This window comes from Planomonospora alba (assembly GCF_039534085.1).
GTDB classification, from domain to species: domain Bacteria; phylum Actinomycetota; class Actinomycetes; order Streptosporangiales; family Streptosporangiaceae; genus Planomonospora_B; species Planomonospora_B alba.
The window spans coordinates 55,503-74,197 of the sequence record NZ_BAAAUT010000029.1; the positions used below are offsets into that span (position 1 = coordinate 55,503).

Here is an 18,695-nt window from a genome sequence, read left to right on the forward strand (position 1 = left end):
CTTGGTCGGATGGACGGGCCGGGGTCATGATCGGAACGTGTCGGCTCAGCGCGTGGGAAGCGTGCCGCGGCCCTTGCAGTCGGGGCACTTCGGACCGGTCTGGCGCCAGCCCTTGCCCATAGTCCAGGTCTGGGCGGAGATACGGCCCTGACCGAAGCACCGGCTGCACTGGAGCGGAGCGGGCTGCTTGAGCGGGTTCCTCATGCCGAGGTCCTTTCGAGGAAGGGGCCGACGTTCTTGGTCGGATGGACGGCCCGGATCGGTCAGATAGCGCGGCAGTTCTGGGCGTGCTTGTCGGCGTCGAAACGGTATCCGTCACGCTGGTCTCCGCAGCCGGAGCACTCCCACACCCCGTAGTCGGCGAGATCGTTGACGTTCGCGCGGTGGTTCCAGGTGACGATCTGGCCGCCTACGGTGCGGTACTTCACGGTCTTCTTGCTCACGTTCATCTCCTTGTCGTTGCTGGGAACCAGGAAGATCAGGGGTCGTCGGAAGTTGCCGCTTCACCACGGCCCCGTGGAATCGGTCAGCTCTTGTCGCACGCGACGGCGTTGCCGTAGGGGTGCCGTGCCCTCGGGCCGGAGGAAGGCAGTCCACGCCACCGGCGCTCGATCTCGACGGCGAAGCAGTGCGCGGCCTGGGCCAGTTCCCGGGCGAACATCACCGCTGCCGCGTCCAGCCGATCGGCCGGGATCGTGACGGTGACCGTCGCCCTGTCCGCCGCGACCTCGAAGATCGGGGTCCGTGCCGGGTACGTCCGGCAGGTGGCCGATCCGTTCCCCTCCACATGCAGGGACGTGATCTGCCATGAGCCGTTGCCGCGCCCGGCCATCACGCCGCGTCCTTGCCGGCCGCCGGGGTCTGCTTGACGCTGTGGGGCTTGACGATCGCCGTCGCGCGCAACGAGTAGGCCATGCGACCCCGGTCGTTGACGTACGGCGTGACCGTCAGGCCCTCGAACTCCACGAACTCGAACGGCTGCCCGGTCGGCGGCACCGGCTGGACCGGAGCCAGGATCTTCACGGTCGTCTCCCGGGAGCGACCGGTCAGCTCGGGGTCCATGTCCATGACCCGGCACTGGAAGACCCGCAGGCCCGTCGCCTTGTCGATCGCGGGAGTCCGCCGCTTGGTCTTCTCGTCGTAGTCCTGGGCCTCAACGATCGAGTCCGGGACCAGATTGCAGCCGTTCGGGAAAACGTCCTCGAACCTCACGCTGAAGCGTGTTCCACCCTTGAGAGCCACTGCTCTGCCTCCACTGTTGGGACCTCGGCCGATCCGAGGTCTCTACTAGGCGTCTACTCGACTAGAGGAGTTATCGCCTGACTCCTTTATGACTCCTCTAGACGAGTCCGTCAAGCCCTATCGGGCGGGAAGTTCGTACGAGAGCACGTAGGCATCGCTGGACATCACGGTGTCGCACACCTCCACGGCACGGCCCTCCGTCGTGTAAGCCGTACGGATCAGGTGAAAGACCGGCACGCCGGGGGCGAGTTTGAGGGCTCTCGCCTCATCGCGGAGCGGCATCCGGGAGCGGATCTCCTCCATGTAGTGATCTAGCTGGAAGCCCATCTCTTCCAATCGCCTATAGATTCCCCCCGGCCCGCTGTCCGGTTGGGCGATCTGCGTACCTCTGGCGATCTCAGCGGGGATGTAGGAGGTCGCGATCTCGACCGGTCGGCCGTTGATCAGGTATCGGCGAGAGCGGACGATCACACAATCCTCAGTCGTCAGCTTGAGCCGTTCGGCCACGTCCGGAGATGCGTTCTCTTCCGTGATCTTTATGGAATCGACGGAGGGCTTACCGCCTGCACCCTCGGTCTCCGCGATGAACGCCGCCTTGCCCTGCTCGCGATGCCGGCGCGCGAACCGGTCGGAGGCCAGACGCCGAACCGGAGGGTGAGAACGGACGAAGACTCCACGCCCGTGTTCGGCCACGGTCAGGCCCTCACTCTGGAGGACCTGGAGCGCATTTCGGATGGTCATCCGGGCAACGCCGTAGTGCTGCATGAGCTGCGTCTCTGAGGGCACCTTGTCACCCTGATGGAGCTTGCCGCGTTCGATCGCATCCCGGAGGTGGTCGGCTATCTGGCGGAAAACGGCCCGGTCGCTGATCGGGTCCAGATCTGGCAGGGACAGCTCCGCCACGGCCAACTCCTCAACTCGTACATACGTGTACTACAGTCGAGGATATCGACCAGCCCCGCCGGAGGTAATCCGATGGATCGCCAAAACACGCACTCTGTCAGCGTGGCAGGAGTGATCATCGACGACCACGGCCGAGCGCTTCTGACTCAGCGGCGGGACAACGGCCACTGGGAGGCCCCCGGCGGAGTTCTCGAACGCGACGAGGACATCATCACCGGGCTTGTCCGGGAGGTCCGAGAGGAAACCGGCCTCCACGTCGAGCCGATCGCCCTGACCGGCGTCTACAAGAATATGGCCCGAGGCATCGTCGCGCTGGTCTTCCGATGCAAGGTCACCGACGGACAACTCACGGAAACCGACGAGACTCGCGCCTTCCGCTGGGTCACTGCGGACGAAGTTCGAGCCCTCGCATCCGAGGCGTTCGCCGTCCGCGTCCTGGACGCCATGCGAGACAACCAAATGCCAGCCGTACGCCAGCACGACGGCGTACATCTGATCGGTGCGCAGCTCTACGTGTGACTTTGCCGAATTGCCCTTATGGGTATCAAGGCGGCGGCGCGCCGCGCCGCCGCACCAGCCCGCGCCGTCCTCCCGCGCTGCGCGTGCGGCCTGGGGGCCGTTCTCGCGCGGGGGCCGCGCGGGCGCGCCGACCGCCGCCCTCACCGTACCCGCTGACGCGCCGACCACCGGCCCGCCGCCGCCCGCACCGAGGTCCTTTGATGCCTCCGGCGGGGGCCTCGGCTCCGGGATGATCGCGATTGCCGGACCGGAGACCGTAGATGGCTGAGGTGAGCCTGATCGTCCCGCCTGCCACGTCCCAGGCGGAGCCCAGCAGACCGACTCCTCCAGATCAAGCCCGTCTGTACCTCTTGGCGTCCGATGACCGAGGAACGGCTACCGGCTGAGGGACACGCGAAGACGGGCTTGCTCCTCCGTCGCCGGCCCGCTGCCCTACGGGTGGGACGAGGCAGACGGGAAGATCAGGCAGGGGAGGAATGCGTGCGTCCGCACGGGGATCAGATCTGATCGCGTGCCCCGAGCGTGCCCTAAGTCAGGGTCAATCACGGGGAATCGCGGGGGCTCCCGGGCGATCAACGAAAAAAGCCCCCGACCGGCGTTATAGCTGGTCAGGGGCTTCTTTCCTGCTGGTGGCAGGTCCAGGGTTCGAACCTGGGTAGGCTGAGCCGACGGTTTTACAGACCGTTCCCTTTGGCCACTCGGGCAACCTGCCTTGCCATCCGCTTGCGGCGGCGACAGGAAGAAGAATAGCGGACTTCCGGACGTGACGTGACATCGGCGGCGCTGATCCTTCGCCGGCCCGGTCCACCAGGGCCTTCCCGCTACACACCGATGTCACCGCGCCCTCTCGGAGCGGGCCGGGTACGGCGTGCGCGCCGCGCCGGGTCCGGCCGGGAAACGGCTTCCGCGCTCCCCTCTCCCGGCATTGTCACCACGGCGGCGGAGATCACCGCATCATGGGCTGACAGGCAAGACGCTAGGGTCGTCCAGAGAGCTAGGGAGGACAGTCGACGCATGGCCGACAGCAGTTTCGACATCGTCAGCAAGATCGACCACCAGGAGGCCGACAACGCGCTGAACCAGACGGTCAAGGAGATCGGACACCGGTTCGACTTCAAGGGCACGGGTGCGAGCATCACGTGGTCCGGTGGCCAGAAGGCCGTCGAGATCAGGGCCAACAGCGAGGAGCGCGCCAACGCCGTTCTCGACGTGTTCAAGGAGAAGCTGATCAAGCGGGGCCTGTCCCTCAAGATCCTCGACGCGGGCGAGCCCAAGCTGTCCGGCAAGGAGTACCGGCTCATGGTCGACCTCAAGGAGGGCATCGACCAGGAGAACGCCAAGAAGATCTCCAAGATCATCCGGGACGAGGGGCCCAAGGGCGTCAAGGCCCAGATCCAGGGTGACGAACTGCGGGTGAGCTCCAAGAAGAAGGACGAACTCCAGGAGGTCATCGCCCTGCTCAAGGGCAAGGACCTGGACGTCGCCCTGCAGTTCACGAACTACCGTTAACCAGATGGGTGATCATGGCTCTGAGCTGCTCGTTCAGAGCCGCGCCTATGCGGGAGGGCACATCCGGGGCACACGGCCGAGGGCGCTGTCCACCAGGGCACGCGTCCTCTCCTGTGCCTCGGGCCACTCCCCCACGTAGGTGTTGAGCGTGACCGTGGGCGTGCTGTGCCCGAGCGCGAGCTGAACGGTCTTCACGCTCGCCCCCCGGTGGATCAGCAGGGTCGCGAAGTAGTGCCGCAGCACGTGCAGCCCGGTCCCCTTCGGGATGCCCGCCGCGCGGGCCGCCGGCGCCCAGATGTGCGCCCAGGTCGACCGGTGGACCGGGAGCAGCATGTTCGTGGTGAACAGCAGCCGGGCCGTACGGCGCCGCGGGCTCCGGGGATCGGTCTCGTCGTCCACCTCGATCTCGACCGGCTCGAACCGCTTCAGGTGCACGGCCAAGGCCGCGCAGACCACCTCGGGGAGTTCGACGGTCCGCATCGACGTCCTGGTCTTCGGCGGCCCCAGGTACGGCGAGCGCCCGCCGACCGAGACCATCTGCTGGCTCACGTCCACCTCACGGCGCTTCAGGTCGACCTGGTCGAGCTCCAGGCCGAAGACCTCACCGCCGCGGAGCCCGCAGCCCGCCGCCAGGTAGACCACCGCCGCGAAGCGCGGCGGCAGCGACTCTGCGAGGATGTGCACCTGTTCCGGTGTCGGGATGAACTGGCGCCGCTCCTCCGCGCTCGGCAGCCGGACCCCGAGGCACGGCGAGACGCTGATGACCCGGTCGGCGACGGCCGCGGCGAAGAACGAGGCGAGGTTGCTGTAGACCACGCCCAGCGTGGACGGGGCCAGCACCTGGGAGCGGTCCTTCACCCACGCCCGGATGTGCGACGGGCGCACCTGGGCCATCCGGAGATGGCCGAGGATCGGGTCCACGTGGAGCCGGAACACCCGGTCCATCCGCTCACTCGTCGAGCCGCGGTGCAGCAGGTGAGCCCGCCACTTGGCCGCCGCGTCCTTCACCCGCTCGCGGCCGGCCGCCATGTCGAGCGAGACACCCTTGTCGATGTTGGCCTTGGTCTCGGCGTCGAAGCTCTCGGCGTCGCTCTTCTTCGTGAAGTTCCGCTTGCGCTGCTCTCCCCGGTCGTCGCGCCACCGGACCTGCCACCTCTCGCCGGTCCCGTGCACGTTCGTGGGGACGCGCCGGTGCTCCTTGCAGGTCGGCTCACCGGGCTTGGGGCGGGACTTGTGCCACCGGTCGTAGACGGTCATGTCTGCTCCCGGACCCAGGCGTGCACGTCCTCGGGGAGGTAGCGCAGGTACTTGCCGATCCGCCGGCCGGGTGGCCCGATCTTCTTGTAACGCCACTGGTAGAGGGTCCCGACCGGCACGCCGAGGTACTCGGCGACCTCCTCCACCGTCCAGAGGCGGTTCATCGTCTTCATCGCGGGCCTCCGGAGTCAGCCAGGGGGACGCCGGTCAGTGCGGCGGCGAGGAGGGCGTCACCGAGCGAGTAGCCCTGTCCGGCGTACTCCCATTCGGCGATCACGAGGACGGTGTCCTCCTCGAAGAGGGGGAGCCGTCCGGTGCTGACGGCTTCGGCCCGCATGTGCTCGGCGCGCTCCTCGCGGATCTGCCCGAAGGTGGTGGAGTAGCGGCGGGATTTGGTAGAGAAGTGGCCGCGAAAGCCGAGCATGTGCGCCCACTGGGTCAGCCGAAGGTCAGCCAGGCCGTCGAGGGCGCCCAGGCGGAAGCACTCGGCGATGAGCCGCCGGGCATGTGCCCGCAGCGGCAGCGCGTCCAGGTCATCGAGCGGGCTGATGCGCCGGTCGAGGGTGCCGACGCATTCGGCGGCCTTGGTGGCGTACTTGGCGATGTAGCCGGCCACCGCCTGATCGGTCAGCTCCCCGCCCATCGTGATGGGCCGGACATCGAGCTGAGCGCCCCAGCGCAGCACCCGCGCCGGTTCGCCCTCGGCGGCCGGGACGGTGACCGCCACGGCCGAGGCGGCGTGCCGTACGGCGTCCGCCAGGGCGTCGGCCGTCGCCCAGGCCGGAGGCGGTGAGGAAGGCCCGTCGGGGCCGTCGAGGCGGATGACGGCGTGGAAGTGCACGACGCCGCGCCGCTGGTACTCGGCGACCTTGGCGAAGGACACCGTCACCTGCTCCCGCAGCTCCCGAACGGTCAGGCCCGCGGCCTTGGCCAGGCGACGGCGCAGGGCCAGGGTGAAGCGCCGCCACAGCTCCGAGGCCAGGGCGTTGAACAGCACGCTTCCGGCGTAGTCGTAGCAGTCCGGGCACAGCGGTTCGCCGAGGCAGGTCTCTTCGGAGCCGTGCCGGGCGGCACAGGACATGACCCGCCCATGCGGGCAGGTGGCTGCGTCGCGCCGGGCATGGCACGGCAGGAGCTTGCCGTTCTTCTCCCGGCGGGTGTGGACAATGCCGAAGGAGGGGGCGGTGAGGGTGACGAACAGGCACGGGTGGGCGGTGACCGTCTCGGGCACGCCCTTGCCGCCGGCCAGGCCCGCCCGGATGAGTTGGTAGGTGTCGGCGCGGTAGACCTCGGCGCAGGCCGGGCACCGGGAGGCCCGCCGGGTCTTGCACGGCACGCGAAGGACGCCGTCCGGTTCGGTGCGGGTGCTGTAGGAGTGGAGGAGTTCGCCGGTCGCGCGGTCGATGTGCTGGACCTTGCCGCGCAGGTGGATCGGCTGTCGGCAACCGCCCGTGGCGCGGACCTGGGAGGCCCAGCGGGCGTAGTGGGGATCGTTGAGCCGGGAGACCATCCCGGCTACGGCGTGCGGGTGGGGCAAGATGGGTTCCGTCCTATCCAGAGTGATCTGTGAGGGATGGCCCCCGGCCTGGCGCGGAACTTGGCGGTTGTGTGGCCAGGCGGGGGGCGCTCACGGCTATGCGCCGTGGTTGTCGATTCCGGTTCCGTGGCAGTCGGGGCAGGTCTCGCCGTCTCCGGTGACGCCGGTCCCGTTGCAGGTGCCGCAGCGGCAGCGGATCACCGGGAGGAGTTCGGTCATCGCGCGCCCCTGATCTCGCGCGGGATGATGTTGACGAAGACGCGGTAGTTCCGGGGGCGGGTGCGGTCGGGGTAGGCCCGCGAGACCGAGGTCACGGTGAAGATCTCGCGGAGGCGGAACATGCTGTAGGTGATCTCGGCGTGGGTGCCGTCGAGGCGGATGCGCATGGTGGTTGTCCTTCGGTCAGGCGGCGTGTTCCGGGTCGGAGTCAGGGCTGACGGAGTCGTGGTAGCTGCTGAGGGCGTCGTAGCGGGCGCGGGCGTCGGCGAGGATCGCGGCGATCTCGTAGCGGAGCGGCCCAAAGGGCAGCGTGATCATGTAGTGCCCGTACGGCAGGGGCTCGGAGTCGATCTGGGCGCCGCACAGGTCGGCGATCCGGTCGATCTCCGCGCGCATCTCGGCATCGGTCGTCTGCTTCGGGAAGTAGGTGATCGGAGTCGACTGGCGCGGGACGGGGATGCCGGGATGGGCCTCGATGAAGTCGGCCAGGTCCCGCAGGCCGGTGATGAACGCCGCGCGGCGTGTCGGGTCGGTGGACATGGGTTCGGTTCCTTTCACAGGGCATCCGGCACGGTCCGCAGGTGGCGGAGCAGGTCGGAGGCGAGTTGGTCGGACACGCCCAGGCGGGCGCGCAGGAGGTCGCAGGTGATCGGCTTTCCGTGCTTGGCGTGGTGCTCGTCGACGATCCGCCGGGCGTAGTCGAGGAGGGCCGGGGCCGGTCCCGGGGCGCCGCTCTGGTGGTCGTCGGCGGCCGGGGCGATGGCCGGCACCGAGGGCGCCGCAGCGGCCATCGGTGACGGTTCCGGCGACGGCTGGAGACGAGGAGCGGCGGCCCGCCGCTCCAGCATGGAGACCGCCACCAGGAACGCCACCGCGGGGGTTCCGGCGGTCAGCCAGCCCCACACCGAGGGTTCGGCCTGGTGGAGGTTGGCGGCCAGGGACAGCACGATCCCGGCGACGAGGACGAGGGTCGGCCAGGAGAGCGGACCGGTCCGCTCGCGTCCGGTCTTCTTGTCGCGCTGGCGCTCTCGGGCGGCCATGACGCAGGTGAGATCGACGCACACGGCCACGGCCCAGGCCATCCAGCCGGTCTGCCCGTGCTCTACGGCGGTCTGGCGGATGTGGGAGAAGGAACCGGCCCCGGCGATGAGCGCCAGGACGAGGACCGGGCCGGAGTCCAGCAGCCAGGAGGCGAGGCGGCGCATGCTCTCTCACCCCTTCCGGGGTTCCGGGACGACGGCGGCGGGAGCGAGGAACTGGGCAAGGTCGTCATCGGTCATCTCGATCGGCTGAGCGCCGCTGGTGATCTCCTCCCAGGACGGGGTCAGGTCGGCGTACATCTGGGCGGCGCGCTCGGCCGCGTGCTCGGAGACGTAGAAGGAGCGGGCGCGGTACCACTGGCCGTCCTGGCCGGCCACGATCGCCACCCCGGGTGTCTCGGCGGGAATGGCGCGGGCGGAGACCAGGGCGGCCGGGTCGAGGTCGCCGAGGGTCATGGTCGCGGTTTCGGGGTCGTTGACCCGGTGGCAGATCCGCCCGGAGCACTGGGCGCGCAGCGCGGTGACGCCGGGGCCGAGGTCGGAGCCGATGCGCTGGCCGCAGCAGAACAGGTAGATGCCGAAGGCCCGCCCGAGCTGCGCGACCCGCAGCAGCGCGGTTGAGGTCTTGGCGATCTCGTCTTTCTCGCTCTTGTCGGCCATCAGATACAGCTCGGCGAGCTCGTCGACCAGGACCACGACCGGCACCGGCCGCAGGTCCGGCGGGAGCTGCCAGATGTTGCGGGCGCCGGCCATACGGCATGCGGTCATGCGGTCGGCCATCAGGCCCACGAGGTCATCGAGCAGCCCGACGCACTCGGCGCGGGAGGTGGCCAGCGCCGACAGCCGGGGCGCGTAGGGGGTGAACTCCACGCCGCCCTTGAGGTCGAAGCCGACCAGGGCGACCGGTTGCGGGGCCAGGCCGACGATGAGCGCGTTGGCGAGGTTCGACTTCCCCGATTGCGTCGCCCCGGCGTTCAGCCAGTGCGGGACCGTGCGGAAGTCGATGACCCACGGCTTGCCGGTCTCCAGCCGTCCCACGGTGACCTTCAGCAGTTCCGAGGACGGAGGGATCTCGTCGACCCGGAGGAGGGGGTCCCGCATGGTCGCGGCCAGCACGACCCTGCCGGGCCGGGGCGAGGAGACCCGGACGGCGTGCACCCGCCAGGAGTGCGCGAGCTGCTCGGCCGCTTGGCGGTAGTCGTCGGGGGTCTGCCCTTCGAGGGTGTGGAGCGTGACGCGCCAACCGTGCCGGGTCGGCAGCGGCAGCCACATCCACGGTTTGGTGTCGACGGCGATCCGCTGGAAACGCCGCTTGACCTGGACGACGCCGGTCGAGGAGACCAGGCCGGGGACGGTGGTGAACCAGAAGCGCTGCCGCTTCTTGGTCAGGCCGCAGCCGAGGGCGACCTTGCGCCAGGTGGCCCGGACGCTGACGGCCATGAGCGGGTAGCCGACCACCAGCCAGAACGACCGGTAATGCCAGCGCCGCCAGGCCCACAGGCCGGCCACCGTGACGGCCAGGGCCACGCCGACGTCGAGGAGCGTCAGGAGGAAGCGGTCAGACACCGCGCACCTCCGCAGCGGCGGCGGGCAGCACGGCTGACGCCCGGTAGGCGATGCCCCAGCGGCCGGACAGCTCCCAGACGTAGCCGATCAGGCCGACCGGAGTGACCTGGTCACCGGGGCTGATCGGGGGCTCTCCGACGACGCCGACCTTGACCAGCTCGATCTTGCCGAAGGCGTCCTCCACCGAGCACAGGACCTCGTAGACCGTCTGGCCGCTGGCCTTGTCGGTCTTGATCTCGCCCGTGTCCCTGTTGATGACGCGGGGGCAGGGGGCCTTGACGCAGATGAACTGGAGCCGGGAGACGTCGACGGGGATCGGGATGTTGCGCATGAGAGTGGACCTCCAGAGAGTGATTGTTCTGCGTATCAAGATACCTAGGTATCTAGAAATGTAAACCGACACAGCTAGGTTGCCTCCGTGTTTCGTTACAGGTTGCCCAGAGACCTAGATGCCTAGAACGGCTACTGTGGAGTCATGGGCACCACCGACCGGCGACGGCCTTACCTGCGTATCGCCGACGACATCCGCCGTGAGATAGCCGCCGGCCGGTACGCGGTCGGGGAACAGCTCCCCGTGGCCCGGGAACTCGCCGACAAGTACGGCGTCGCGATGATGACCATCGGCAACGCGCTCGCTGTACTGCGCGACGAAGGACTGATCGAGACCCGCCAGGGGTCCGGCAGCTTCGTGCTCCGCACGCCCGACGAGGAGACCCCGCGCCCCGCCGTAACCGGAGGTTCGGACGAGGAGCACAGCGAGGAGTTCCTTCTCATCTCCCAGCAGCTCCAGGAGATCCGCGAGCACGTGAAGAAGCTGAGCTTCAGGCTGGACGAGCTAGACGCCCGGACTCGTCCCGATCAACCCGAGCAGTGATCACGAGCGCCCGCCGTTGAAGCTCGGCAAGCTCGGTCGCGATCTCCGCCAGTTCGCGTAGCAGGATCTGCCGTTCGATCTCGTTGAGACCCACGAGTAGTGCCCCATTCATTCGCTTAGGCAGGCCGCGAGCACGACCTGTGGAACCTTCATGGATGGGGAGAGCCGGGCGCGGACAGGCTCACCGATGAGCGTTGGTCAGGGCAGCCGCATCGCCTGGGCGAGGCCGGCGACCTCACGCTGACGACGATGCTTGCCGCTGTCACGCAGGTCACGCACGATGTTGCGGACCAGCGGGCGGTTGCGGACGTGCTGAGGAGCGATGCGATCCGCGCGAAGCAGCGCCTCCACAGCCTCGTTGTCCTTGCGGTTCATGTGGTAGCCCGCCGCGGTGCAGGTCCAGTAGTACGCCTGCCTCTCGGACGAGGCGATCTGCGCGATCTCCACCTGCTCCGCCCGCGTGATCACATCCCGGGGGCGCCCCAGTTCCATGCTGACCTCGACCGCGTGAATCGTCGTGTTGACGCGGTTGAACTGGGTCTGGAAGACGTTGCCGTTCGCCGGCAGGCGCTCGGCGATCTGCCGCGCCTCCGCCAGGTGGCTTTCCGCCTCGGTCTGGTCCCACAGCCGCGAGTAGGCGACGGCCGCCCGCAGGTGCAGCGCTCCCCACAGCGCCCGGATCGTGTCGTCACCCGTTCCCACGTACGGCTCAAGCTGATCGAGCGCCGACAGCGCCGCGTTCTTCGCCGGATCAAGCGCCGCCTCGTGGAGCCAGACGCCGCACAGGTCCCAGGACGCGGCGGCGACGAGTTCGGGAGCGCCGACCTGCTGCGCGGCAACGAGCTCGCGCTGTACCGCCGTCCACCCGAGGTCGTGGTGACCGAGGAGGTTGGAAGAGACCCGCGCCATGTGGCAGGCCCGCAGCATCAACGCCTCCGCCCGGTCCCGGTCGGCCGTCCCGCCCGACGTGATGAGCAGCAGGTCCGTGATGATGCTCGGCAGCACCTCACCGAGAGCGGTGAACTTGGCGTCCTGACGAAGCTGCTCGGCGAGCCGCACGTTCGCCTCCAGCTCGGCCAGGCCCCGCGGTTCCCGGTCGCCCAGGAGCGTGGCCCCGCCCGGCATGGTCGCCTGCTGGAGGGCCAGGCGCAGACCGGGGACCGCCGAGTGCCCGGAGTCGAGGTCATCCGTCTCATGCCGGTACGGCTGACCGGTGAGTTCGGCCATCTCCACCCCGAGCGCCTCGGCGAGCTGGCCGACGACGCTCATCCGGTCGAGCGGCAGCCGGCCGTTCTCCACCTTCGACAACCAGGAGACCGAACGGCCGATCTTCTCCGCGAGGGTGGCCTGATCCCAGCCCTTGCGGTGACGGGCCCGCGCGATCCGCTGGCCCATCGTCATCTGTTCGGTAGCCACGTTCACCCTCCCTGTCGTCGCTTGCCTCGACGATAAGCCGGGTGATCTGGCCCACTGGCAGAAAAACTGCCAGTGGGCAAACGCCTGTAGCCGCAGGCCGGGCGTGACCTGCGGAAACAGACGATGATGAAGTTGTCCGCGACTGCGCGCGACATGTTCAACGCGCCGTGTCGCGTATTCCGGTTACCGGATCGGTCAGAACATATCCGCTATTTCCATCTCCTCTCAATTCCGGGTGAATCGGAGCGCGGTCATCGGGCTTGGCCGAGGAGGAGCCGCAACCACAGGCGCTCGGCGTCCCGGATGCGCAGCCACTCGCTCTCATGCACGACCACGCCGTCCGAGCGGTACGTCCGGCGGATGAACGCCAGGCCCCCGCCGAGGCAGAACTCATAGCTGACCGTGTGGTTGGGGCAGGTGTGCTCGCGGATGCGGACCCGGTCCGCGCGGGGAGTCGCCGGCCTCCAGGTCATGCGCTCGTAGGCGGCTTGCAGCGGCGCCAGGTGCAGCGTGTGGTAGCTCTCCGCGGTTCGGCCCTGGTCGCTCATGGCCGCCTACCGCAGGCCCTCTTGCACCTGGAGGAGCTGGACGAAGTCCGCCAGGTCGTCGGCGCAGACCGTGCGCTGAAGACCGGCGTCGATCTGCTGGTCCGTGAGCATCTCGCCGCGCCGGGTGGCGTAGAAGGCGCCCGCGTCGCTGCGGAACACCGACCAGGCGGGGAAGACCGCACGGACCGCGTCGAGGTCGTAGGTCACCGGGGTCATGATCTAACCGTAGGTCAACCTGTCCTATCCTGTCTACACCATTCCTAGGAATTGCTGTTCTATGTTCGCAGGTAGGGGCATACCTAGAGTCGTCCTGTGATCGAATGGGACCCCAGGCTCTACAAGTGGGAGCAGATAGCGAACGTCGTTGCCGAGCGCATCAAGGACGGCACCTATCCACCCCTGACGCTGATCTCCGAAGTGAAGCTTCAGGAGGAGTTCGACGTTGCCCGGGTCACCGTTCGCAAGGCGATGGAGGCCCTGCGCGAGCAAGGGCTGATCACGACCAAGCCCGGCAAGGGGTCGATCGTCAGTCCTGCCGACAGCTCATGATCGGGTAAGCCGCCGGCCTCACGCGCCGAGTCGAGTCGACAGCCCGAGGAGCCCGACGCATCCCGCAGCAGCCCAGCACGGCGAACCGCGCCAGCAGGAGAAGCATCCGCTCGCATCAAGATCATCAAGGGTCGCGAACTGCGGATGAGAACTTTCTCTACGTCTTCAAGGGCGGCCCGCTCCGCGGACCGCCGCACGTCGGGCGGTCACCGGCCGCGCTGCGGCTCTTGGCCGGTCGCGGCCGGCGCCGCCCGCACGCTGACGTACATCACGCGAGCAGCCTCAGCCGGATAACCTTTCTGGCAACCACAGCGATCCCTCCCAGGCTGCCGCGGCGCTTCCGGTCCTCGCTTCGCTGCGGTCCGGGTCGCCTTGCCACCGGACACGTCGTGTCCTCGCCTTACGCATCACCGGAGACAGCACTCTGATCCCGGCAACTTACGAAATCAGCCGGTGACGTCACCAGTTCCGCTTGCTCGGCGCCCTGGACTGAAAATAGCGGCTTCGAAGGCCGCGAGCGCGCTACCCGCCGTCAGCGGCAGTTCGCGTAGGTGGCGACGCACGGCCGCGAAGGAGGCGATAAGCGCCGACCAGGCTTCGGGGTCACCGGGCAGCGGTACCAAGATCTGCTGCAGACCCTCGATATACAAGCGCCTTCGGACCGCACCTCGACTCTGACGCTCGATCTCGGCCCGCCCTTGTTCACTCTTAAGGAACATCAGGAGGTATTCGGCATCGAACGGCGCGTCCTCGGTCAACCGGAAGACTGCATAGTCAGGACTGACCCAGCCTGCCTCTTCCTCGCTACGGCAGAGAGCGATCGAGCCGACGTTGACACGCATCGGGTTGTATACGAAGTCACCCGGACGGAGTTCGCGGTAGCGGCTCGTATCACTAGCAGGCTTGCCCTTAAACGGCGCGAGGCCCCCGGCATTGCTGACGCCGACGAAGCGGTCGGGTATCTTGCTGCCCGCCCGCTCACCAGCCTCTACGACGTACTCGCCAATCGCGATGCTCGCCTGAAGCGGGTAGTTATGCAGCTCGGCGTGGGCTTGTGCTAGAGCTTCTGTCAGCTCGCTCAGGATGCTCAGTCGATCCTGTAGCCCTTCGAGCTGCTCGCCAGCCGTCTCTGCTCCCGTGACCTGCGAGGCATTAGGCCAGGGAATGTCGAGGTCGAAGCCACTCTCGATAAGAGTGTCGTAGCTGACTTCCCACGAGTAGTCGTCCGCCTCACCGCTGATGAGCCACTGCTCAGCGCCCTTAAGCACATCTCGGGTCAGCGGGTTCGTCTTGCTATAGGAACGCTTACCGGGTGGCGACGGTATCTGGTAATAGCGGATCGTCTCAGTTCGCCCTCCCTTGGAGAAGAAGATCAGGTTGGTGCGAGTGTCAGCAGCTGTGGGGAACACGCCAGTCGGCAGCCGAACAATGGCGGTCACGTTGAACTCGTTAACCAGGCGACGTCGCACCGTCGAGAAGGCTGTCTCGGTGCGGTACAGGATACCGTCGGGAAGGACGATTGCGGCCCTTCCGCCATCTCTCAGCTTGGCCATGCAGTGCTGCAGAAAGAGCAGCTCGGTGGCAGCGGCCTTACTAGGGAAGTTCTGCTGCACCTGCGGGTTCTCTGTGCCCCCAAACGGTGGGTTGGTCAAGATGACGTCGAACTGGTCGCTGGGGTTGATATTGCGAACATCCTGCTCCAACGTGTTACGTCGGATGATTTGCGGGTCCTCGACGCCGTGCAGGATCAGGTTCATAGTGCCGACGAGCGCAGCGATCTCACCGGACTCTTGTCCGTAAATCGTCCCCGAGTTGAACTGATCGCGCTGTTCGGTCGTCTTCGTCGAGGGTGCAATGTGCTCGGCGCTCGCTACGAGGAAACCAGCTGATCCACAGCAGGGGTCGTAGACCTTCTCCCCCAGCTTCGGGTCAACACAGCGCACCATCATCTCAACGACCGGTCGCGGAGTGTAGAACTCCCCAGACCAACCAGCGTCGGCGGTTTGTGCTAGGAGCCACTCGTAGATCACGCTCATAGCGTGATGGTTCTCCAGTGCATGGAAGTCGATCGAATCGACGATCGAGATGACTTCCTTAAGGGAGTAACCCGACTTCATCACTGTGCGCACTTCTGCGAAGATCGCAGCGAACCGCTCAGCGCGCGGGCTGCCCGATAGATCCCGGAGGTGCGGCAGCAGATCATCCGTCACGAACTCGATCAGCTTGTCGCCTGTGAGCTTAGGGTCCCGGGCCCATGTGCCCCAGCGGTACTCATTCTTGATCAGCGGCGTGTAGGTAGTGCCGTCGATCTTTGCCACCATCTCGCGGTTCTCTTCGAGCGAGTCGAACACCTTGAGGAAGAGCAGCCAGGTGAGCTGCTCCAGGTACTTCAGGGCGTTCTTGGTGTTGTCGTCGGCCCGCATCTTGTCAGATGCCGACTTGATCTTTGTTTGCAGTTCGGAGAGAGTCATGCGTTGCTTTCGGACTCGAAGAGGGTACGCGGGATGGCCCCGAGGAAGGCAGCCACCTGCTCAGGGCCTCCAAGAAGTGACGTTACCCCGAGTACGCCACCCCAGAGGCCAATAAAGGGTGTCAGGGTGAAGAGTTCACTACTAGCAATCTCCGTCACCCCGCCGAGTCGGAACTTGTCCAGGACAGCCGAAACGAACCCTTCAGGCAGCTCCGTGAACTCGGCGAGCAGGACAGGCTCGGCGAAGGTCGCACGGGCTGAGCGACTGACCGGCTCGAAGTCGAAGGCCACACGTGCCAGCAGGTCGAAGCCGTCGACGTCAGCGCGCCCCAGCACCAACGACAGCAGTTCGGGCGTCACCTGACGCATACCAAGGTACTCGCTAAGCTCCGTACGCTTCGCCTTGTCGATCCAGATATCGCGCAGTTCCTGCAGCGAGTCGACCTTCTCCAGGATCGTGGCCTTCGCCCGCTTGAGGTATTCGTCACTGTGAATGACGTTGCCGTTGCCTAGATCCAGCTCGACCTCCTCGGCGATCGCTACGTTGACTCCGGAGATGTGTAGCCGGTGATCAACCTGGGACGGCCGGCGCAGCGCAACCTCCAGCTCAGTCGCTCCAGACTCGGTCGTATCAACGCGCAGGCGCCGCCGTGTGTAGCCGGAGCTGGTGATGAACACGTCAACCACAGTCTCCGGGAGATCTCCGATGCGGAAGAAGCCCTCATCCGAAGTACGGTCCTCAGCGAGCAGTCGACCCGAAAGACGGACGGAGATCGATGCGCCCGCCAACAGTTCGCCCGTTTCGTCATCCGTCACGATGCCAGCGATGACTTGATCGCCTTCGAGAGATCCTTCCACCGGTGGCAATGTGGGCAGATCCCAACCGTCGAAAAGGCGAGTGGCATTCGTGTAGTCGATGATCCGGAAGTACGTCTTTTTGGTAATCGAGTCTACCCGGCTTCCCCGACCGATAATCTGCTTGAACATAGTGACCGAGCTAATCGGCCGCATGAAAACAATGTTTCGCACTGACGGCGCATTAACTCCGGTGGAGAGGAGATCGACGGTCGTCACAACCACCGGTTCGCTGCTAGAAGCCAGCTGGAATTGCTCCAGAATGGCGCCAGCATCCCGCTCCTCACTGACGATACGAGCAGCGTAAAGGTTCTTGCCGGTCTCGGACCCAAGAAGCTTCTGCATCTCGCTGCGCACCAGGTCGGCGTGCTCCATGGTGACACAAAAGACGATGGTCTTGTCGAGGGCGCCGTTAGTACGCAGGACACCAGCAAGATGCTGGCAGAGCAGTTTGGTGCGATCGGGCACGACGATGGCCCGCTCAAACTCGCGCATTTCGTAGACGTCTCGCGGAGTTGTGCCCTCCGGCACGATCAGCTCAGCGCCACGTTCGACCTCTTCCTTAACGATAAGGCCCTCGTCGACCGTAGTGCTGACCTTGAGCACCTTGTACGTCGCGAGATATCCATCGTCGATACCGCGCCCTAGTGAGTATTCGAAAATTGGACGCGGGACACCATTCTCGTCCTTGTTCTCGCTGGCAAAGTAGGCGTAAGTGTCGATCGAGTCGTCCTGCTTTGGCGTGGCGGTCATACCAAGATGGAAGGCGCTTTGAAAGTAATCAAGAATAGCACCCCAGTCGCCATAACCGCTGCGATGGCACTCGTCGACGATGACGACATCGAAGTAGTCCCTGGGGTAGCGCTCGTACACCTTACCGCCACCAGGGGCGGCCGCATAGAGCGTCTGATAGATACCGAAGTGAACATCCCGCGCAAGAGGGACGTTGGGCCCGTCGATCACACCACGCCGCTCACCGAGTCCGCCAAACTCGTTGTATGCCTGGTCACGGAGACTGATCCGGTCGGCAATGAACAGAATGCGCCGGGCGAAGCCGGTCGCCAGCAGCTTGTAGGCGAAGTTGAAAGCGATGAATGTCTTACCCGTACCAGTCGCGAGCGACAGCAGCGCCCGATGGTGTCCCATGAGGATCTGCTCGATTGCGGCCGAAACCGCCCGTTCCTGGTAATAACGCATGGCGGGCGCGCCGGGAAGCGCGAAGGCTGGATGTAGCAGCGGGTTAGATACCTGGTCGCCACCGCGGCCGGTGACTGTTACGCCACGCCAAGTCGCCCCGGCTGCGAAACGCTGTCGGAGCTCGTCGGGCGTCGGGAACGCCTGAAGCTGACGAACCTTCCCAGTTCGGAGATCCTGCTCGACGATGCCTCGTCCATTGCTGGAGTAAGCGAACGGCGCCGCCAGATCCACCGCATAAGCCAATGCCTGCTGAAGACCGGCACCTTCAGAATGAGACTCATCCTTCGCCTCGACGACGCCGAGGATACCGCCACGAGGCTCCGCGCGGAGCACATAGTCAACATATTGCGCCTGGTCACGCACTGTCTGATCGCCGAGCAGACGCAGCTTACCCGGCCGGTACTTGTACTCCTCATCCACGAGACCACCCGTCCATCCAGCAGCATGCAAGAGCGGGTCGATCAACTGGAGGCGAGTCTCCTTCTCGTTCAAGGTCACGTGTTCAGTTTATGAGGAGCGGTCGACATGACAGGTCACAACGACAACACGGAGCGCTCCCCCATTCCAGGTGTTCCCTAGGGAGCTGTCGACTGCGCGACTGCTGTCGCGATCAGTCAGAGATACACACGAGATGATCTCTCGCGGCCTCAAAGCGGTACCTGGTACAGAGGAGGCTTCCGAGAGAAGATCGCTCGCATGGCTTGGGAATGGGTGGCGCCCGTCGTGACGGCAGACTGGCCGAGGCATGGCCTACCGCAGCCGAGAGCGACGACTACGAGGCCCAGATCAGATTGGCTGAGGAGATCCGCCAACAGGTTCGGAGAGAACTCTGGCCCGAAGAATCTGGTCTTGAGCCTCCGGGGACCCGGACGGCCATCGAGTCGCGGGCTCATGACGAGATCGAGAGGGGCAGCCTGGGGAGCATCACCCCGGAGAGCCACCAGCCGCAGGGCACAACGAGGGCACACCGCGCCGGGAAACGGCCTGAAACGAC

The 18,695-nt window shown here is 66.2% G+C and carries 23 protein-coding genes and 1 tRNA gene; 4 read left to right on the plus strand and 20 right to left on the minus strand.

From position 1 onward, the window contains the following. Positions 1 to 45 precede the first annotated feature (45 nt). The 5 genes from ABD823_RS18630 to ABD823_RS18650 all read right to left on the minus strand — a co-directional run bounded on the left by ABD823_RS18630 (position 46) and on the right by ABD823_RS18650 (position 2,145). Positions 46 to 204, minus strand: coding sequence for a hypothetical protein (locus ABD823_RS18630; RefSeq protein ID WP_344861245.1), 159 nt, complete (start codon positions 202 to 204; stop codon positions 46 to 48). A 59-nt stretch (positions 205 to 263) separates the two neighbouring features. Next, positions 264 to 443 (minus strand): hypothetical protein, encoded by a 180-nt coding sequence (locus ABD823_RS18635; protein ID WP_344861247.1) that lies wholly within the window; start codon positions 441 to 443, stop codon positions 264 to 266. 83 nt (positions 444 to 526) lie between these two features. Beyond that, positions 527 to 835, minus strand: a complete 309-nt coding sequence (locus tag ABD823_RS18640) for a hypothetical protein (protein WP_344861249.1) — start codon at positions 833 to 835, stop codon at positions 527 to 529. Continuing rightward, a complete protein-coding gene (locus tag ABD823_RS18645; protein ID WP_344861251.1) occupies positions 832 to 1,212 on the minus strand; it encodes a plasmid replication, integration and excision activator in 381 nt (126 codons plus the stop codon). Before ABD823_RS18645 ends, ABD823_RS18640 begins: the two co-directional genes overlap by 4 nt. 147 nt (positions 1,213 to 1,359) lie before the next feature. After that, the gene (locus ABD823_RS18650) at positions 1,360 to 2,145 is read right to left on the minus strand and encodes a GntR family transcriptional regulator (RefSeq protein ID WP_344861253.1); all 786 of its coding nucleotides are present in this window, start codon (positions 2,143 to 2,145) and stop codon (positions 1,360 to 1,362) included. A gap of 72 nt (positions 2,146 to 2,217) precedes the next feature. Here ABD823_RS18650 and ABD823_RS18655 point away from each other — a divergent pair, with 72 nt between their 5' ends. Next, entirely contained in the window at positions 2,218 to 2,664 is a 447-nt protein-coding gene (locus tag ABD823_RS18655; RefSeq protein ID WP_344861255.1) for an NUDIX hydrolase, read from the plus strand. 627 nt (positions 2,665 to 3,291) lie between these two features. Here the strand turns inward: ABD823_RS18655 and ABD823_RS18660 are convergent. Continuing rightward, positions 3,292 to 3,376, minus strand: a tRNA-Tyr gene (locus ABD823_RS18660). 302 nt (positions 3,377 to 3,678) lie between these two features. Here ABD823_RS18660 and ABD823_RS18665 point away from each other — a divergent pair. Further along, entirely contained in the window at positions 3,679 to 4,173 is a 495-nt protein-coding gene (locus ABD823_RS18665) for a YajQ family cyclic di-GMP-binding protein (RefSeq protein WP_344861257.1), read from the plus strand. A 45-nt stretch (positions 4,174 to 4,218) separates the two neighbouring features. Here the strand turns inward: ABD823_RS18665 and ABD823_RS18670 are convergent, their stop codons facing one another. The 9 genes from ABD823_RS18670 to ABD823_RS18710 form a co-directional block, all read right to left on the minus strand. Beyond that, the gene (locus ABD823_RS18670) at positions 4,219 to 5,430 is read right to left on the minus strand and encodes a tyrosine-type recombinase/integrase (RefSeq protein ID WP_344861259.1); all 1,212 of its coding nucleotides are present in this window, start codon (positions 5,428 to 5,430) and stop codon (positions 4,219 to 4,221) included. Continuing rightward, the gene (locus ABD823_RS18675; RefSeq protein ID WP_344861261.1) at positions 5,427 to 5,603 is read right to left on the minus strand and encodes a helix-turn-helix transcriptional regulator; all 177 of its coding nucleotides are present in this window, start codon (positions 5,601 to 5,603) and stop codon (positions 5,427 to 5,429) included. Before ABD823_RS18675 ends, ABD823_RS18670 begins: the two co-directional genes overlap by 4 nt. Further along, positions 5,600 to 6,967, minus strand: a complete 1,368-nt coding sequence (locus ABD823_RS18680) for a replication initiator (protein ID WP_425566625.1) — start codon at positions 6,965 to 6,967, stop codon at positions 5,600 to 5,602. Before ABD823_RS18680 ends, ABD823_RS18675 begins: the two co-directional genes overlap by 4 nt. A 96-nt stretch (positions 6,968 to 7,063) precedes the next feature. Beyond that, on the minus strand, positions 7,064 to 7,186 hold the full coding sequence (locus ABD823_RS18685; protein WP_344861263.1) for a hypothetical protein: 123 nt from the start codon (positions 7,184 to 7,186) through the stop codon (positions 7,064 to 7,066). Beyond that, positions 7,183 to 7,353, minus strand: coding sequence for a hypothetical protein (locus tag ABD823_RS18690; protein WP_184946890.1), 171 nt, complete (start codon positions 7,351 to 7,353; stop codon positions 7,183 to 7,185). The genes ABD823_RS18685 and ABD823_RS18690 overlap by 4 nt, the downstream gene beginning before the upstream one ends. A 16-nt stretch (positions 7,354 to 7,369) precedes the next feature. Continuing rightward, positions 7,370 to 7,726: a hypothetical protein gene (locus ABD823_RS18695; protein ID WP_344861269.1), complete on the minus strand. Its 357-nt coding sequence runs from the start codon at positions 7,724 to 7,726 to the stop codon at positions 7,370 to 7,372. A gap of 14 nt (positions 7,727 to 7,740) precedes the next feature. Next, positions 7,741 to 8,391: a DUF2637 domain-containing protein gene (locus tag ABD823_RS18700; protein ID WP_344861271.1), complete on the minus strand. Its 651-nt coding sequence runs from the start codon at positions 8,389 to 8,391 to the stop codon at positions 7,741 to 7,743. Between the two features lie 6 nt (positions 8,392 to 8,397). Continuing rightward, entirely contained in the window at positions 8,398 to 9,792 is a 1,395-nt protein-coding gene (locus ABD823_RS18705; RefSeq protein ID WP_344861273.1) for an FtsK/SpoIIIE domain-containing protein, read from the minus strand. Then, the gene (locus ABD823_RS18710) at positions 9,785 to 10,123 is read right to left on the minus strand and encodes an SCO3933 family regulatory protein (RefSeq protein WP_344861275.1); all 339 of its coding nucleotides are present in this window, start codon (positions 10,121 to 10,123) and stop codon (positions 9,785 to 9,787) included. Before ABD823_RS18710 ends, ABD823_RS18705 begins: the two co-directional genes overlap by 8 nt. Before the next feature lie 144 nt (positions 10,124 to 10,267). Between ABD823_RS18710 and ABD823_RS18715 the strand changes: the two genes are divergently transcribed. Further along, positions 10,268 to 10,666 (plus strand): GntR family transcriptional regulator, encoded by a 399-nt coding sequence (locus ABD823_RS18715; RefSeq protein WP_344861277.1) that lies wholly within the window; start codon positions 10,268 to 10,270, stop codon positions 10,664 to 10,666. Between the two features lie 198 nt (positions 10,667 to 10,864). Here the strand turns inward: ABD823_RS18715 and ABD823_RS18720 are convergent, their stop codons facing one another. The 3 genes from ABD823_RS18720 to ABD823_RS18730 form a co-directional block, all read right to left on the minus strand. After that, positions 10,865 to 12,082 carry a helix-turn-helix domain-containing protein gene (locus ABD823_RS18720; protein WP_344861280.1) on the minus strand — a complete coding sequence of 406 codons (1,218 nt, stop codon included), beginning with the start codon at positions 12,080 to 12,082 and terminating at the stop codon, positions 10,865 to 10,867. A gap of 251 nt (positions 12,083 to 12,333) precedes the next feature. Next, positions 12,334 to 12,630, minus strand: coding sequence for a hypothetical protein (locus ABD823_RS18725; protein ID WP_344861282.1), 297 nt, complete (start codon positions 12,628 to 12,630; stop codon positions 12,334 to 12,336). 6 nt (positions 12,631 to 12,636) lie between these two features. After that, positions 12,637 to 12,846, minus strand: coding sequence for a hypothetical protein (locus ABD823_RS18730; RefSeq protein ID WP_344861284.1), 210 nt, complete (start codon positions 12,844 to 12,846; stop codon positions 12,637 to 12,639). Positions 12,847 to 12,942: 96 nt separating this feature from the next. On the opposite strand from ABD823_RS18730, the gene ABD823_RS18735 reads away from it, so the two are divergent. Beyond that, positions 12,943 to 13,179, plus strand: coding sequence for a GntR family transcriptional regulator (locus tag ABD823_RS18735; RefSeq protein WP_344861286.1), 237 nt, complete (start codon positions 12,943 to 12,945; stop codon positions 13,177 to 13,179). A 446-nt stretch (positions 13,180 to 13,625) separates the two neighbouring features. On the opposite strand, the gene ABD823_RS18740 is transcribed toward ABD823_RS18735, so the two are convergent. Both ABD823_RS18740 and ABD823_RS18745 read right to left on the minus strand, forming a co-directional pair. Beyond that, positions 13,626 to 15,650 (minus strand): N-6 DNA methylase, encoded by a 2,025-nt coding sequence (locus tag ABD823_RS18740; RefSeq protein WP_344861288.1) that lies wholly within the window; start codon positions 15,648 to 15,650, stop codon positions 13,626 to 13,628. Beyond that, a complete protein-coding gene (locus ABD823_RS18745) occupies positions 15,647 to 18,199 on the minus strand; it encodes a DEAD/DEAH box helicase family protein (RefSeq protein WP_344861290.1) in 2,553 nt (850 codons plus the stop codon). Before ABD823_RS18745 ends, ABD823_RS18740 begins: the two co-directional genes overlap by 4 nt. Positions 18,200 to 18,695 lie beyond the last annotated feature (496 nt).